Here is a 15,878-nt window from a genome sequence, read left to right as displayed (position 1 = left end):
TGCCAGTTCGCTCTTTGCGGCTCGTGTGCAGATTTGTAATTGATAATCCTTTTTCATTAAAAAAAAATAAAGATTTTTTGATTTCTAAAATCAGGAATCTAAAATCAAGAATCTAAAATATAAAATAAAATGAGTTTATCAATTCAAATCATGGACGAAATCAAAACCGCCATGAAAGCCAAAGATACAGTTGCGTTGGAAGCCTTAAGAGCTATAAAATCAGAGCTTTTGTTAGCTCAGACTGCATCTGGTTCCAAAGAAGAAATTTCAGCCGATGATGAGATTAAATTGCTTCAAAGATTAGTTAAAACCCGTAAAGAAAGTGCTAGAATCTTTACTGAGCAAAATCGTCAGGATTTAGCAGAACCAGAATTGGCTCAAGTTGCTGTAATCGAAAAATTCCTTCCTGCGCAATTAAGTGAAGCTGAAGTTGAAGCTGTGATTGCAAAAATCATTGCCGAAACTGGGGCATCAGGAATTGCTTCAATGGGTAAAGTAATGGGATTGGCAACTGCACAATTGGGTGGAACTGCTGAAGGAAAAACCATTTCTGCCATCGTAAAGAAATTATTGACCTAAAATGATTCAAGATTTTTGAGTTTAGATTTTAGATTATCAATCAGGAATTTAAGTCTGAATTCAAAAAACTATAATCATATTGACCGCGTAGTTCAACTGGATAGAATATCAGATTTCGGCTCTGAGGGTTGGGGGTTCGAACCCCTCCGCGGTCACTTTTAAAAGCAAAATTGTAAATGAATTTATAATTTTGCTTTTTGTTTTTGAAATAAAGTATAACCCCCAAATCATATTTTATGGATGACAATATATCGCTGCCTGTTACTTTAGTCTTTCTTTTTTTTATTGTCGTTTCCTTATTGATTTTTTTTCTTGCTATTTTTTTTAGGTTCTTGGAGTACTTTTTTGCTTTGGCTTACAGTCGGCCTTTAATTGTCCATTTTTGTCCTTTTCCCAAAAAAATTGATGCAGATGCACTCAGTTTTTTAAATACAAAATTTGTTTTTTATTCTCGTTTATCAGATAAGGAAAAAGTGTATTTTGAGCACAGGGTTGCATGTTTTCTTGATAAATATGAATTTGTAAGTCGTGAAGATTTTATCATAACTGAAGAGGTAAAAGTTTATGTAGCGGCAACTTTGATCATGCTCTCGTTTGGTATGAGGGAGTATCTTTGTGAAGTTTTTGAAAAAGTAATTATTTATCCTTCAATCTATTTTTCGACTATAACCAAACAATACCACAAAGGAGAATTTAACCCTAATGCAAAAACAGTTGTTTTTTCTTGGGAAGATTTTCAAAAAGGATTTGACATAGCTACAGATAATCTTAATCTTGGAATCCACGAATTTGCTCATGTTTTGCATTATCACGGAATGGAAAGTAATGATAGCGGTGCAGCTATTTTTTCAAAGATGTACAGCTTAATTAATGAAGAAATGAATGATGCCGCATTTAGGCAGCAATTAATAAACTCCAATTATTTTAGACTTTATGCCTTTACGAACCAATTTGAATTTCTAGCTGTAGTTTTAGAGCATTATTTTGAAACTCCTTTGGAGTTTAAAACTCGTTTCCCAGACTTGTATGATAAAGTGAGTTTGATGCTAAATATGAAACAGTAATGTCTTAAAATTGTTTTGATTCGCAACTGATAAACATCATATTTTGGGTTGATTTTCTATTATAAATTTGTATATAATTTAAAGAAGAGGCCATTATGAGAAAGAATGTTCCCGTGTCAACAATCATGACTAAAGATATAATTAAGTTGACTATTTCAGATGATTTGACCAAAGCAGAATCTCTTTTTAAGCATTATAAAATTAGACATATTCCGGTAGTAAGTGGTGCAACGATAATTGGGATGTTGAGTTATACCGATTTGTTGCGTATTTCTTTTGCAGACGCAATAGACGATGATGAGGAAGTTGTAGATACCACTGTTTATAATATGTTTACCGTAGAACAAGTAATGGCTAAGAAGTTGACGACAATAACTCCGGAAACTACCATTAAAGAAGCGGCAGAAATATTATGTACCAAGAATTTTCATGCTTTGCCGGTATGTGAAGATCATCTGTTGGTCGGTATATTGACTACAACAGATTTGATAAAGTATTTATTAGAACAATATAAAAATTGAGTGCTTACTAATGAAAGTCCCAATGCTTTTTTATGAGTATTGGGACTTTTTCTTTTTTTATAATGTTGTCAACAATTGTTTTAAATCAGCTACGGTTGCAATAGGGTCTTTTGCATTAAATACAAAGCTTCCGGCCACAAGTACATCTGCTCCTGCTTGAACTAATTGCAAAGCATTTTTGTTGGTAACTCCACCATCAATTTCTATAAGAGTTGAGGCTCCTTTTTTAGTAATCAAATCTTTTAGTTTTCTTACTTTGGTATAAGTGTTTTCTATGAAAGATTGTCCTCCAAAGCCTGGGTTTACACTCATAATGCAAACCATGTCGATGTCATTGATTATATCTTCTAATAAATCAACATTTGTATGTGGGTTTAGGGCTACTCCAGCTTTCATTCCTTGAGCTTTGATGGCTTGAAGGGTTCTGTGCAAATGGTTACAAGCTTCATAGTGTACAGTTAAAATATCGGCACCCAGATCTTTGAATGTTTTAATGTATTGGTCAGGATTTACAATCATCAAATGTACATCAACCGTTTTTTTAGTGTGTCTTGTAATGGCTTCAAGAACTGGCATTCCAAAAGAGATATTTGGAACAAAAACACCATCCATGATGTCAATGTGAAACCAGTCGGCCTGACTGTTGTTAATCATTTCGATATCACGTTGCAAATTGGCAAAATCGGCTGCTAATACTGAAGGAGCTATAAGTGTGTTTTTCATTATGTTGAGATGCACTGCAGTACATCTTTACTTTTACGTTGAAATGCACTGCAGTGCATCTTTTCTTTTATTTTTTGCAAAGGTATATAAAAAAATAAAACTCCGGTAATCAGCCGGAGTTTCAATCATCAATCAAAAAACGAACAGTTAATCAGACTGTTGTTCACGTTGTATTAAAAGATTTAAAATTGTTTTTTAAAAATTTTAATTTGGGGATATTTTTAACCTAAATAGGTTTTTAAAATTTTACTTCTTGAAGTGTGTTTTAATCTACGGATTGCTTTTTCTTTGATTTGACGAACACGTTCGCGAGTTAGGTCAAAAGTTTCTCCAATTTCTTCTAATGTCATTGGGTGTTGGTCACCTAGTCCAAAATACAAACGAACAACATCAGCTTCTCTAGGAGTCAATGTTTCAAGTGAACGCTCAATTTCGGTACGCAATGATTCATGGATTAATTCTCTGTCCGGATTTGGAGATTCACCAGAACGTAATACGTCATAAAGGTTTGAATCTTCTCCTTCTACAAGAGGAGCATCCATTGATAAATGACGACCAGAGTTTTTCATAGACTCTTTTACGTCATTTACAGTCATGTCAAGTTCTTTTGCAATTTCTTCAGCAGATGGTGGACGTTCATTAGATTGTTCTAATAAAGCGTACATTTTGTTGATTTTATTGATAGAACCAATTTTGTTTAAAGGTAAACGAACAATACGGGATTGCTCTGCTAAAGCTTGAAGAATCGATTGACGAATCCACCATACAGCGTATGAAATGAATTTAAAACCACGTGTTTCATCAAATCTTTGTGCTGCCTTTATCAAACCAAGATTTCCTTCATTGATCAAATCGGGAAGGGTAAGGCCTTGATTTTGGTATTGTTTTGCTACCGAAACCACGAAACGTAAATTAGCTTTTGTTAATTTTTCAAGGGCTCTTTGATCGCCGGCTTTAATTCTTTGTGCTAATTCTACTTCTTCGTCAGCGGTAATAAGGTCAACTTTTCCAATTTCTTGTAAATATTTGTCTAATGAAGCGGTTTCACGATTGGTAACCTGCTTGGTGATTTTAAGTTGTCTCATGTTTTTGTCTCCTCAATTTTTTTAAGTGTACGAGTTGTTATACGTGTGGGGTTTCAAAAAAGTTACAAAAGTCCAATTCTTTTTTTAAATTAAAACAAAATCACCTGTTTTCCAAGCGAATAGAAACAGGTGAATTTAACTAATTTAACTATTTATGGGATGAGACTATTTCATTCCATTCCCTCTAAATTGATGATTCTGTCAAAAATTTGTTTTAAGAATATTACCATAAAGATCACACCAATTGCCAATGTCAAATGATCAAGGGTAATTTGGAAAGGATCATCAAGGATGTCGTATAAGCTAGGAACAATCAGACATAATGATCCCAAAAGTCCTAGCCAAGGGTTGATTTTGTTGAAAAAAGTATTGAATTGCATGTTTATGTGGTTGTTAATTGCTAGTTTCATAAGTTGTTATTTTCAATTCTATCTTAGCCTAAAATTACGTTTCTAATAGCTTGTCATAAAAAGGAATGTCATGAGAGACCTTTTTATTGTCATAAAAAGGCTAGTTGGATTGATAAATCCTACACAATTAACTAATGATTTTAAGAAGAAAAGCAAAAGTCTTTATCGCAAGCATGGGGCTATACTTTCGCCTTTATTTCTTCGCTTCACTACGAGGATATTGGTTTATAGGAGCGAATCAATCAGGCGAAGCAATCGGGCTGAAGGTGAGGATGATTAATTTTTGGATTGATTTCTTTTGAAAAAGGTAACTTCTAAAAAGGAATCTACGATATGATGTTCATCTTTTTGATGAAATCTTTATAAGTATCGCTCAGGTTTATTTTATGGTTTCCTTTTATAATAATTAGATTGTCAGATAAAATGATTTCCTCAATTTTATCTGTGTTGACAATATAGTTTCTGTGGGTTCTGATGAATTTATTTTTGTCGAGAAGTACACTAATTTTGGTTAACGAAATCAAAATGACAAACTTTTCCTTTTCGGTAATGATATTGCAATAACGTTCCTCTACTTCTATGTATAGAATGTCTTGTAAGGATACTTTTTTTAGTGCATTTTTCTTTTTAATAAACAAGTAATCGTTGCTGATAACAGTGTCTTGGTCTTCACTCAAAAAGACATTGGTCTGTTCGTAGAATTTTTCGACAGCCATTTCCAATGCGTAAAGGATTTCCAATTCATTAAATGGCTTCATTAAAAAACTAAAAGGCTTAGTGAGTTTGGCTCTTTCAAAAATTTGACGATCTTGGGAACTTGTTAAAAAAACAAAAGGTTTGGATGCATTTGGCACAATGTTTATAGTCTCGGCAAAGGTGATACCGTCCGGTTTTCCATCTAGAAATACATCAATGACTATGATATCGACAGTGTTTTGATAGAACAGTTTCAACGCATCAGTATAATTTTTAGCAACTCCTGTTATATTGTAGTTATTTGCTACTAAGACTTTGCTTAAAGCATCGCTTTGTTCAGGGGTATCCTCTATTATAAGTACGTTGATTTTATCCATTTTGTGCTGTTTTTGGGAAAGAAAGTATCATCTTGGTTCCTTTTCCGAGCTCACTTTCTATAGCAAGAGTCCCGCCGTTTTTCTTAATCATTTGTTTGCATAACTGCATTCCAAGTCCGGTTCCTATAATCTCCGAGTTGCTTTTTTTGGCCAATAATTCATTGTCCTGAAGCAATTCATTTATGGTGTTTTGGGTCATTCCCAAACCGCTGTCTTCGATTATAAGTTGGCAAAAATCAGTGTTTGTCTCAATCGTATAGAAACTGATTTTTCCGTTTTCAGATGTGAATTTTATGGCGTTGTCAAGCAAATTACGAAAAATGATTTTTAACGAATCAAGATCCACGAAGATAAAATTATTTTTGGAAACTCTGTTCTCAAAAGTGATGCTTTTGTCAAGCAGTAAAGGTTTGTAGTTGTATTCTATTTGTTGGACAATAGAGTGAAGGTGTACCGAATCTTTGTGGAAATACAATTGCTTGGTCTGCAACAATGCCCAATGCAACAAATTATCAAGTAGGCTGTAGGCACTGTTTGCAATATTGCTATTTTGATATAGCAGTTGATTGAGCTCACTGTAATTTTGGGTTTCCAAAGAAGCTGTTAGTTTGGTGTTGCTTGTTTTTAAGGCATTCACCGATGATCGTAAATCATGGCTCACTATAGAAAATAATTGGTCTTTGGTTGCGTTGAGTTCGTCTAGTTTTTCTTTTTGGTTAAGTATGATTTTGGCATTTTTTACTTTTTGCGCATATACATAAACGCCACCCACCAAAAGCAATAATAAACCTATTATTGAAAAAAACAGGGTATTCCGCTGTGTGTCTTTTAATCTGTTCTCTATTTTGAGTATCGAAATTTGTTTTTGTTTTTGGGCTACCGCATATTTTTTCTCAAAATCGGCAACTGCCCATATTTTATTTTGGTTGTTTACTGAGTCATTCCATTTTTCGGATTCTTTTCTGTAAACTAAAGCTTCTTTAAAGTGGCCTTTGTTTTCTTCTACGACAGACATGTTCTTTGATGCAATTCTTTTTGTTTCAAAATCATTTACTTTTTTTGATAAGTCATATGATTTTTTGAAGTAAAAAATAGCCAAATCATCTTTGTATTGTTCATAAAATAAATTAGCAAGATTTATATATGAGGAGCAAATTTTAGTCTTATTCAGTGTTTTTAAATTTATATTTAAATTTTTAAATAGAAAAAATTCTGCTTCATTATATTGTTTTAAAAATATATATGTAGTCCCAATGCCTATATTTACATCTGCTAGATAACTGGTTTCGTTTAATTTAATAAATTGTTTTTCGGATTCTTTGTAATATATAAGCGCTTTTTTAAATTCTTTTAATTCTAATAAGGAATTTCCAAGTGTTAAATTTCTTAAGGGTAAGAGTTCAAAAGTTTTGGTTGTTAAAAGAAATTCTTTTTGCGCTTCCTTAAAAAGTTTTTTCTTAAAGAAACTTATTCCTCTGAAATAATGACAATAATCTGAAAGCTTTTCAATGTTGCCTTTGCTTAATTGTTTCATTGAATATACCAACGTAGAATCCCACTCTTTTTTTAAATAAAAAGAGTGAGCTTTTACAAAGTTGATTTCTCCCTTGAATTCAATTACTTTTTGTTGAAGTATTTTTTTTTCAAATACATTATTCTCTTTTGGTTGTGAAAAAAGATAAAAAGGAATTAACAAGAAAATGTAAAAAAACCTATGATTCATTTTAAGGAACACGAGTTTCTGTTCCTCTGGAAGTTTCAGGATCCAAGTTTACCATGAATGATTTAATAGTTGTTATGTCAGCTACAGTAGGAGACGTGTAATCGAGTTCCACATACCACACATCGCAAGTTTCCGGTGTTTCCATCGAAAAGTTATAGTCGTAATTGATGGTCAAAACACCATCTTTTTCTACTGGAGGTTCTACAACGGGAGCATCAGGAATTTCGGAGTTCATGTATAATGTCGCTCTTACTTTTAGCGTTAATGGACCACCTTTTGGAGTGTAGAATTTTGCGGATACCAATGGGGCAACAGGATAGGTAACTTCCTCAGGGCAAGAGAATGTAAATACTTCCGTGTTGATTTTGGTTGTTTGAATGGTTGGGTAAGGTGTAAAAGAAAGTTCTTTTGTAGAATCACACATAATGTTTTTTTAATAGGTTAATAGATGTTAATTTTCACGCTAAAGATATTTTTTTTCTTTGAATATTGTGCGAGTATTCAGTTAATTTTTTGTAAAAGCCACTTGGTTGTAAGGGTTATCTGTTTTTTTGTGATTATGATAAGTGGTTTGAGGTTTTTTAGAGTAGCTTGAGAGATTGTGTTTTTAAAATTTGATTATTTTAATTGCTTTTTATTTGTGAAAAGGTATAAATTGAAAACCCCGTTTCATCATAATGAAGCGGGGGGTTAAGTGTATTTATTTCACTTCAAAAGTGTCCTTTAGTGAAATTGGAATTCCTTGATCAGTAAATCCTTCGAGAGAAATCTCAAAAGTTCCGGTGACATCTGAGGTATAAAAAGCTATTCGTTTCTCATTGTTTTCTAAGGTAAGTTCCGGAAGCCATAACAGTTGATAGCGATAGTCAGGAATTCTTTCGTTTTTGGATTTGTCAGTGTAATCAGGAGAGTAATATTCTTTTTTTATAGAAGGCTTTAAAACTGACGCGTCAACAATGTATGATCCAGATTGTTTACTGACAAAATCTTGAGATTTTGAGGTAAAACTGATGAGTCCGTTGAATTTTTTTGGGCCAAGATAATATGGACCAGGAATTATACTTATTTTGTATATATTCTTCATATTATATTCAAAAAGTTCATTTGCGTCCTGTAAAAGTAAACCATCAATTAACACTAATGCTGCTTCAGGCGATTGAGTATAGATATTGTAATCTCTTAGATGTAAAGTGTATTTTTTGTCTTTATGTTCATAATACATTTCTTTTACAATTTCGATTGCAGTTTCTTTTAGGGTTGGGAATCGGGTATAATCATCGAGAATATATTCTGTCGCAATTGGCTCATAAAAAGCGCTTATTGGTTTTACTTTTAAAATACTATCTTTTTTATTGCTGTAATAAGCATTTTCTATCTGACTGGCGATTGATCGATTAAGTAAAGTTTCAGATAAATCAGGGGTTAAATTTACACTTGGTTTAAAGTTGAGTTTTGAAAAATCAATTTCAGGATTACTATTCAAAACCAGTGTATAATCAGAACGTTTGTCATCCATAACTTGAATGTTTACAGATGAATTATAATATGGTTTGTCCAGATTGAAAATAAAATTTCCTTCCTTATCGGTTTTTACTACTTTAAAAGTAAATGTCTTTCCAGGGATTGACAGACCAATGTTGATATTTTGGATATCGTTCGGATTGTTTTTGGAAATAATTTTACCGCTAATCATTTCGCCTCTTAATTCAGGTAAAATAATTTTATTGGCTTTATTTATTGGTTCTATTTTTGTGGCTATTTTCGAAAATTCTTCGGCAGTAGTTTGTTTTGTTGAAGGTAAATCCTCCAGTTTTCTGATTGATAAAGAATAATTTCCATTTTTGGTTATATCATTTAAAGTTGTAATATCAATAATTGCTTGTTCTCTGGTTGAGAATGATTTTTTGTTTAAATTGAGTTTTAAGTAATTATTTGTTTTTACATTTTGCGATTGTTGAATAGGAAGCGCTGGTGTATCTGCTTTTGGTGAATTTGCGGAAATATTTACTGAACTTTGATTTTCGCTTATTTGAAATGGGTTAATGATTGCAACATCCATTTGAAAGAAAGGCGCAACAGTTTGATTAAGCATCCAATTGGTGTATGCGATCAGTTTATAATTACCCGTTTGGATATTTGTAGGAACAAAATAATCGCCTTGACCTTTGCTGTTTTCAAGATAAATTTTGTTTTTGAAAACTGTTTTTTTGTCACTATCAACAAGTTCTATGTAGGCTATTTTACTAATGTTACTTGGAGTTTTATTTGATAATTTTAGACAATTGAGTTTATAGTATAAAGTTTCTCCAGTCACAAATGTAGTTGCATTTGTACTGAGAAATATGGTTTCGTCACTGTAAAAGTTTTGCTTTTCAGATGATGAACTGATTTGCTGTGCTGTAGTTTTTTGCAAATTACAGCACAATAGAGCAAATAATAAAAGGTGTTTTAATCTTCCCAAAATGGTGGTTTTATGTTAGACGAAAAAGTGGTACAATCACCGCAAGGTGCTGGATATACATAATATCTATTTCCTGAATTACTGTTGTAAGTAATAGTGTTGTTTGTAAAGCCGTAAACTAAATTATCTCCATCACAATCAATTCCGAAAAAGCAAAAGTTTAACCCCATTTGTTCGCATTCTGTGTAGTATGGAGGTAAAGGATCCTTTGGGAATAAATCAGAATAATTGAAAAAGATTCTTTTTGATGATACTGATACGACATCAAAGTAACCAATTACCTTGTCATCTGGATTGTTTTTTGATTTTATATTACCATATAAAAAACCAGGTTGAAGAGGGGATAATAGAGAGCTTGAGTCAGATATTTTTTTCAAAGTTTTGTAGTAAGTATAGGCAGCTAAATTTTCGACATATTGATAAACAAGTATGCTATATCGATGAGTGATAATGTAGTTTTGGTTGCTTATAAAACGAACCGGGAAATCAACTTTATTTTCGTTAAGTTCGGCTGTGCTTGTCAATAAAAGATCGGTACTGTTTTTTGAACCATAGCAGGTTTTTGTATTTGTTGGGTTTGAAATAAGTTTTATTGATGGATTTGATGTTGGTGTCGATCCAGGTACTATTGTTGCCTTGTATATTGACCAATTTGGTGCAATTATTTTATAGGATTCTTCAAATTTATAGCGATAATATTTTGCTTCTCCAGTTTGATCATTACTATATACATGTATAGCTACTCCCTTATCCAATTCTTTTGTATCCAACTCTTTTGTTTCAACTAGAGCTTTTACGTCTTGAATAGGATTTATTGGTGGCATTTTTTCAATAGTAGATTCGTAGGAACGGCCATCTTTTACGGTGATGTTTAATTTATATTCTCGTCCTGGAATAATTTGAAATTCAGTTTTAGAAACGTATTTTCCAGACACTTCTTCGAAATCGTATTTAAGTCCGGTATTATCAGTTATATAGACTTTTGCACCGGTTTCTATTTTTGTTTCGTTGGCTTCCAGTCTGGAAGTTTTGCTTAATGTTATTTCTTGTTTTTTGAGTTCATTGGTAATTGTTGCTTCTACCACTAAGGCTTCTTCATAGGTATTGGTCTCTATTATATAAGGCTCGGTACAGCCATTTATAATAGAACAGATTAGTAGTAAAAAAAATATTTTATTTAAAGACATAATTGTTTTTTTATTCTCTTGTTTAAAATCATTGTGTGAGTCTGAAATCATTTATTAGGTTTTGACATATGATGTTTTTTAATCTATCCAAAATGGTGGTTTTACATTAGAAGCAAAAGTGGTGCAGTCTCCGCAGGGCGTATAAACCCAAAAAGTACGCCCGTTTTCTATAAAATATCTTACTGCGTCTATTGCTAAATCTTCTTGAACTCCAGGTTTATCGTCGTGAGTACAAGGACATTGACCAACGGGAAATGTGAAACAATTGGCATAGCAAAATTCTACACAATCTGTATAGTATGGTGGTGCAGGCTCATTTGGGAATAAATCGTTATAATTAAAATAGATTCTTTCTGTTGACACAGATGCCACATCAAAATATCCTATTATCTTACTATTCGGATTACTTACGGCTTTTATATTGCCCAACAAAATTCCAGGTTGAGTTGGGGATAAAATACTTCCTGAGCTTGATATTTTTTTTAGTGTTTTATAATAATTAAATGCAGCCAAGCTTTCAACATATTGTTTTACTAGAATACTATATCGGGTAGTGATGATATAATTTTGGTCGCTGATAAATCGGACTAAAAAATTCACACGGTCTTCGTTTAGTATGTTGGTATTCTCTAGTAGCATTTCTGTACTTTTTTTACTGGCATAGCATATTTTGATGTCTGTACGATTTGGCACAAAAGAAACAGTACCGTTATTATTTAAAATTGCTTTAGTAGGGGACCATTTTGGAGTGACAATTTTATAGGTTTCTTCATATTCGTATCTGTAATATTTTGACTGGTTATTCGGATCAAAACTATGTACTCTAATAGCAACACCTCTTAAACTGTCTTTTGGTTCAACAGTTGCTGTTACATTTTGCATTGGATTAATGTTAGTGAGTTTTTCTACTGATGATTCAAAAGTTCTACCATCATTAGTATTGATGTTTAATCTATATTCTTTTCCTGGAATAGCTTGAAATTCTGTTGTGGAAATATATTTTCCAGATTCTTCTTTAAAGTCATACCGGGTACCAGTATTATCAGTAATAGAAACTTTAGCACCTGATTCGATTTGGGTCTCTTTGTCTTCAAATCGAGAAGTTTTTGTGAGGGTTATTTCTTGTTTTTTGAGTTCGTTTGTAATCGTGGCTTCCACCACTAATGCTTCCTCATAAGTATTTGTTTCAAGAATATACGGCTCTGTACAACTATTAAAAATATAACAAAATAATAGTAATAAAAAGAAATAGCGATATGTTGTTTTAAATTTCATTAACTAAATTAAAATTTAAAATTATAAGTAATACTTGGAACAGGTATCGAAAAAATCGAAGTTTTGTATGCTTTAACTTGTCCATTGCCATCGGTAACAAAATAAATGGAGTAAGGGTTTGACCTGCCCAAAACATTATAGACTGAGATGTTCCAAAAGCTATGTGCCAATTTTTTTATTTTATGATTTCCCTCAATGTTTATACCGATATCAAGTCGATAGTAATCTGGAATACGAAATGCATTTCGATCACTATATAACGTATAGTTTGCATTGTTGTATGCGTAGGTACCTATTGGATAGGTTATGGGTCTTCCCGTTTGATACACAAAATTAGATGAAAAACTATATCTTTTAGTGAACTTGTAGTTTAGAATGGCACTAATATCATGCGGTTTATCATAATTGGCAGGGAAATAATTACCATTGTTTACTTTTTCTTCATTAAATTGACTATCCAGTTTTATAAAAGTTCTTGAATAGGTATATCCTAACCAACCATTTAATCGGCCAAATTGTTTTTTGACTAAAAACTCAATTCCATAAGCTTTTCCATCTCCTTGTAAAAGTTCAGTCTCAACATGTTCATTCAAATTCACTTGCGCGCCTACTTTGTAATCAAGAATATTTTTTGATTTTTTATAATAGGTTTCTACACTGACTTCATACAAATTATTGTCGAAATTTTTGAATAAACCAATTGAAGCTTGCTGAGCAGTTTGTGGTTTTATATTCAAATTAGAAAGCACCCAGGTGTCTGTCGGAGATTGGGTTACATTGCTGGAAAGCAGATGGATGTATTGACTTGTTTTGTCGTAGCCTGCTTTAATCGACAAATCTTCGGTCAGTAAATATCTGGCAGCGATACGTGGCTCAAAAGTACCATAAGTAGTTATCACTTCGTTATTTCCATAATGCTTAGTCTGAACAACCGTCGCGTCGTTAAGAGGTTCATTTGGTTGATATATTCTTTGGTCAGATTCTCCTAATGAGGCATAGAGCGAATATCTAAGTCCTAAATCTAAAGAAAGTTTGTTGCTAATTTTGTAGTCATCTGAAACATAAAATGCGGATTCCAATCCTTTTTCTTGATTAATTTTTATTGGCTTTAATGAGGAATCAGGACCTGAAGGAGTTAAAAATCCAGGGTAAACATTGTAAAGCTTACTGGTCAAACCATATTGAAACTTATGTTTGTCACTGTAAAGATAATTGAACTTTAATAGGAGTTGTGTTTCATTGAGTTTGTATCCAGATACAAAAGATTTATTCGGAGTTGTATTGAAGTCAATGTCGAATTTGTATTCGGAATTGGTTAAAATTACCGCAGCTTTGTTTCTCGTATCAAAAGAATGATCCCATTTGATTGATGCAAGTCTGTTGCTGTAGGAATAAATTGAATCAGAACTCAGGCTGAATTTATCATGGCTATAGTAAAGAGTAGATTCAAGTGAGTTGTCTTTATTTAAAGCATTGTTGTATTTTACAATTCCGTCATAAAAACTAGCTTGACTGTTACTTAAGTCATCATTTTTTAAAGATTTTAAAACCCAATCAGAGTATGTTGCCCGTCCTCCAAAAAGAATACTGGATTTGTTTTTTTCTAAAGGAACACCAATGCTTAAGTTGGATGTTATAGGTCCAATAGCTCCTTCGCCTGAGACTTTTTCAGGATTTCCGTTCTTGGTAGTTATATCAAAAACAGAGGATAATCTACCCCCTAAATCAGTTGGAATACTTGCTTTGTAAATAGTTGCTTTCTTTGCTACGTATGGATTTATAGATGAGAAAAAGCCCAAAAAGTGCTGTGGGTTATAAAGAACGGCATTGTCAAGAAGAAATAAATTTTGATCATCTTTCCCTCCACGTACATTAAATCCGGCAGAACCTTCGCCAGTTGTTTTAATTCCGGGTAGTGTAGTTGCTACTTTCAGAATGTCACGTTCTCCAAGGATTAATGGCATGTTTTTAATAGCTTCAATATCTATGGCGATTACACCCGAAACAACCGATTCCAAAGCTTTTGATCCCTTTCCTTTTATAAATACTTCTTCTAATTGATTAGAATTTTCGGAAATACTTATGTTTAGCTCTCCATTATTATAAACAATCAAAGTCTTTACTGCTTTTTTGTGGCTTAAAGATCTTGTTTCTATTATGTTTGTTCCTATAGGAAGCTTTAAGGAATATTTTCCGTCATTATCACTAATTGTGCTTATGTTTTTATTTCTTACTTTAATAACAATATTGGGTTCAGGCTTCCCAGTTGTAGCATCAATTATTGTTCCTGTTATGGTACAAAATTTAGCTTCGGTTGTTTTTGTTTCTTTACCAATAAAAATAATTCCGTTGTTGTTTTTTATGGATGACGATTTGTTTATAGAGTCATATTGCTGATAAAATACAGGTTTTCCAGTTACATCGTTAGGGTCTTTATTGGTGTTGTCAGACTTAACTCCGCCAAAGTAATTAGTTGCTAGTTTTTCATGTATAACATTATTTTGGGTCAAAATGATCTTATTTTTTGTAACATAAAAATTCAGGGAAGTGTTGTTGAAAATGCTTTCTAGAAGGGCAGTTATTGTAACGTCCTTGTAAGTTCCCGAGATTAAACTTTTATCTGCGTCAAGCCATTCCTTCTCAAAGGAAAAATGATAAGGAGTTGAAGCTTCAATCGTTTCTATAACTTTTAATCTGTCGATATTTTTAAATTCAAAAGAATAAGTGTCACCGGTTTGCTGAGCTAATGACGAAAAATGGATGAAGGCAGTGAAAAGGACGAGTAATATTTTCCTCATTTTTATTGTTTTGAATTGTTTATTGAAGAATTATTAATGGCAATCATTAAATTATTTATAAATTGGGAGTAGTCTGATTTGCTTAAGTCTCTGTTTTTTTGATAGAAAGTATTGATAGTTTTTTTGTTTTCAGGAAATACCTTAATGATGCTCGTTTTGTTATTTGTTTCATAAAACTTACCATTGTATTCAACGAAATATTGGTAATTGTCATGAAATGAGTAATAAACACCATCTTCTTTGATTTCTTTAAGAATGTCTTTGTGATGCTTAATATATAAGTTGAAATTTTTGTCAATTTTTATAATCTCAAAGTAACCTGTTGTGAATTCAGGTAGTGAAGTTTGAGCTTTGGTTATTTTGATAAAGTTTTTTCCGTATATATAAAAAGAACTGGTTTTGTCTTGTATCAAAGTAATTCCGATATGCTCAGGCTGTGAAGGTGGATTTAAAATCAACTGATCTTTAAAAATGTCATATTTTAATTTTACATTAAAATAAGGTTGGCCATCATAAACTAGATTGCCAATAGTATATTTATCGCTTTTGAGGAACATAGTATTATTTCCAATTGTCTTGTAAGGGTTTATAGCGAAGGGGCCGTTAATTAAGCCAAGATTTTCTTTGCCAACAATAGAATCAAATTTTGTATATAACAAAATATCAGAATTGCTTTGAGAGTAAGTTTTGAATGAAGCAATAATTATGATAGACAATAAAACGATAAATTTTATTTTTGATTTCCTAAATTCCATCTTATTTGTGGGGGTGTTTTTTATAATATTTAATCGAATTGTAAATGTAATTTTTAAAAATATTTATAAAAGTAATATTTAATCTTACAAAAACAAGATAAATTGTTATATTTTAGTTTTTTTAAAGTATTCTAAAATAAGTGTTTTAAAAAAAGAGACTTATAAAAATAGTAACAAATAATTTATAGATTCTGCTAAAAATCAGTTTTTAGATTCGGTTTAAT

Annotated in this window: 14 protein-coding genes and 1 tRNA gene; 4 read left to right on the top strand and 11 right to left on the bottom strand. The window is 32.1% G+C overall.

The annotated features are described in order from the left end of the window. Positions 1-129 precede the first annotated feature (129 nt). The 4 genes from OZP12_RS19335 to OZP12_RS19320 all read left to right on the top strand — a co-directional run bounded on the left by OZP12_RS19335 (position 130) and on the right by OZP12_RS19320 (position 2,164). Complete coding sequence (locus OZP12_RS19335; protein ID WP_281226722.1) at positions 130-579, top strand: GatB/YqeY domain-containing protein; 450 nt, start codon at positions 130-132, stop codon at positions 577-579. Between the two features lie 81 nt (positions 580-660). Then, positions 661-734: transfer RNA gene (locus OZP12_RS19330), tRNA-Arg, on the top strand. 81 nt (positions 735-815) lie between these two features. After that, positions 816-1,643 (top strand): zinc-dependent peptidase, encoded by an 828-nt coding sequence (locus OZP12_RS19325; protein WP_281226721.1) that lies wholly within the window; start codon positions 816-818, stop codon positions 1,641-1,643. Positions 1,644-1,738: 95 nt separating this feature from the next. Then, positions 1,739-2,164, top strand: a complete 426-nt coding sequence (locus OZP12_RS19320) for a CBS domain-containing protein (protein WP_281226720.1) — start codon at positions 1,739-1,741, stop codon at positions 2,162-2,164. A 57-nt stretch (positions 2,165-2,221) separates the two neighbouring features. Here OZP12_RS19320 and rpe read toward each other — a convergent pair whose 3' ends face one another. From rpe to OZP12_RS19265, 11 genes are all read right to left on the bottom strand, one after another. Then, positions 2,222-2,887: a ribulose-phosphate 3-epimerase gene (gene rpe, locus OZP12_RS19315; RefSeq protein ID WP_281226719.1), complete on the bottom strand. Its 666-nt coding sequence runs from the start codon at positions 2,885-2,887 to the stop codon at positions 2,222-2,224. A gap of 221 nt (positions 2,888-3,108) precedes the next feature. Next, positions 3,109-3,972 (bottom strand): sigma-70 family RNA polymerase sigma factor, encoded by an 864-nt coding sequence (locus OZP12_RS19310; RefSeq protein WP_007804760.1) that lies wholly within the window; start codon positions 3,970-3,972, stop codon positions 3,109-3,111. Positions 3,973-4,142: 170 nt separating this feature from the next. Further along, positions 4,143-4,382: a hypothetical protein gene (locus tag OZP12_RS19305; protein ID WP_281226718.1), complete on the bottom strand. Its 240-nt coding sequence runs from the start codon at positions 4,380-4,382 to the stop codon at positions 4,143-4,145. 326 nt (positions 4,383-4,708) lie between these two features. Then, complete coding sequence (locus OZP12_RS19300; RefSeq protein WP_281226717.1) at positions 4,709-5,455, bottom strand: LytR/AlgR family response regulator transcription factor; 747 nt, start codon at positions 5,453-5,455, stop codon at positions 4,709-4,711. Continuing rightward, positions 5,448-7,178, bottom strand: a complete 1,731-nt coding sequence (locus tag OZP12_RS19295) for a tetratricopeptide repeat-containing sensor histidine kinase (RefSeq protein WP_281226715.1) — start codon at positions 7,176-7,178, stop codon at positions 5,448-5,450. The genes OZP12_RS19300 and OZP12_RS19295 overlap by 8 nt, the downstream gene beginning before the upstream one ends. 1 nt (position 7,179) lies before the next feature. Further along, entirely contained in the window at positions 7,180-7,602 is a 423-nt protein-coding gene (locus OZP12_RS19290) for a hypothetical protein (protein ID WP_281226713.1), read from the bottom strand. A 276-nt stretch (positions 7,603-7,878) separates the two neighbouring features. Beyond that, entirely contained in the window at positions 7,879-9,639 is a 1,761-nt protein-coding gene (locus tag OZP12_RS19285; RefSeq protein ID WP_281226712.1) for a hypothetical protein, read from the bottom strand. After that, entirely contained in the window at positions 9,627-10,877 is a 1,251-nt protein-coding gene (locus OZP12_RS19280) for a DUF4249 domain-containing protein (RefSeq protein WP_281226711.1), read from the bottom strand. The genes OZP12_RS19285 and OZP12_RS19280 overlap by 13 nt, the downstream gene beginning before the upstream one ends. A gap of 27 nt (positions 10,878-10,904) precedes the next feature. After that, positions 10,905-12,101, bottom strand: coding sequence for a DUF4249 domain-containing protein (locus OZP12_RS19275; protein ID WP_281226710.1), 1,197 nt, complete (start codon positions 12,099-12,101; stop codon positions 10,905-10,907). Between the two features lie 8 nt (positions 12,102-12,109). Beyond that, on the bottom strand, positions 12,110-14,899 hold the full coding sequence (locus OZP12_RS19270; protein WP_281226709.1) for a TonB-dependent receptor: 2,790 nt from the start codon (positions 14,897-14,899) through the stop codon (positions 12,110-12,112). Between the two features lie 2 nt (positions 14,900-14,901). Further along, positions 14,902-15,615 (bottom strand): hypothetical protein, encoded by a 714-nt coding sequence (locus OZP12_RS19265; RefSeq protein WP_281226707.1) that lies wholly within the window; start codon positions 15,613-15,615, stop codon positions 14,902-14,904. Positions 15,616-15,878: the final 263 nt, after the last annotated feature.

Source organism: Flavobacterium aquiphilum, assembly GCF_027111335.1.
GTDB lineage: Bacteria > Bacteroidota > Bacteroidia > Flavobacteriales > Flavobacteriaceae > Flavobacterium > Flavobacterium aquiphilum.
The sequence above is the reverse complement of the archived record's forward strand: the minus strand, read 5'-3'. Positions and strand labels throughout refer to the sequence as shown.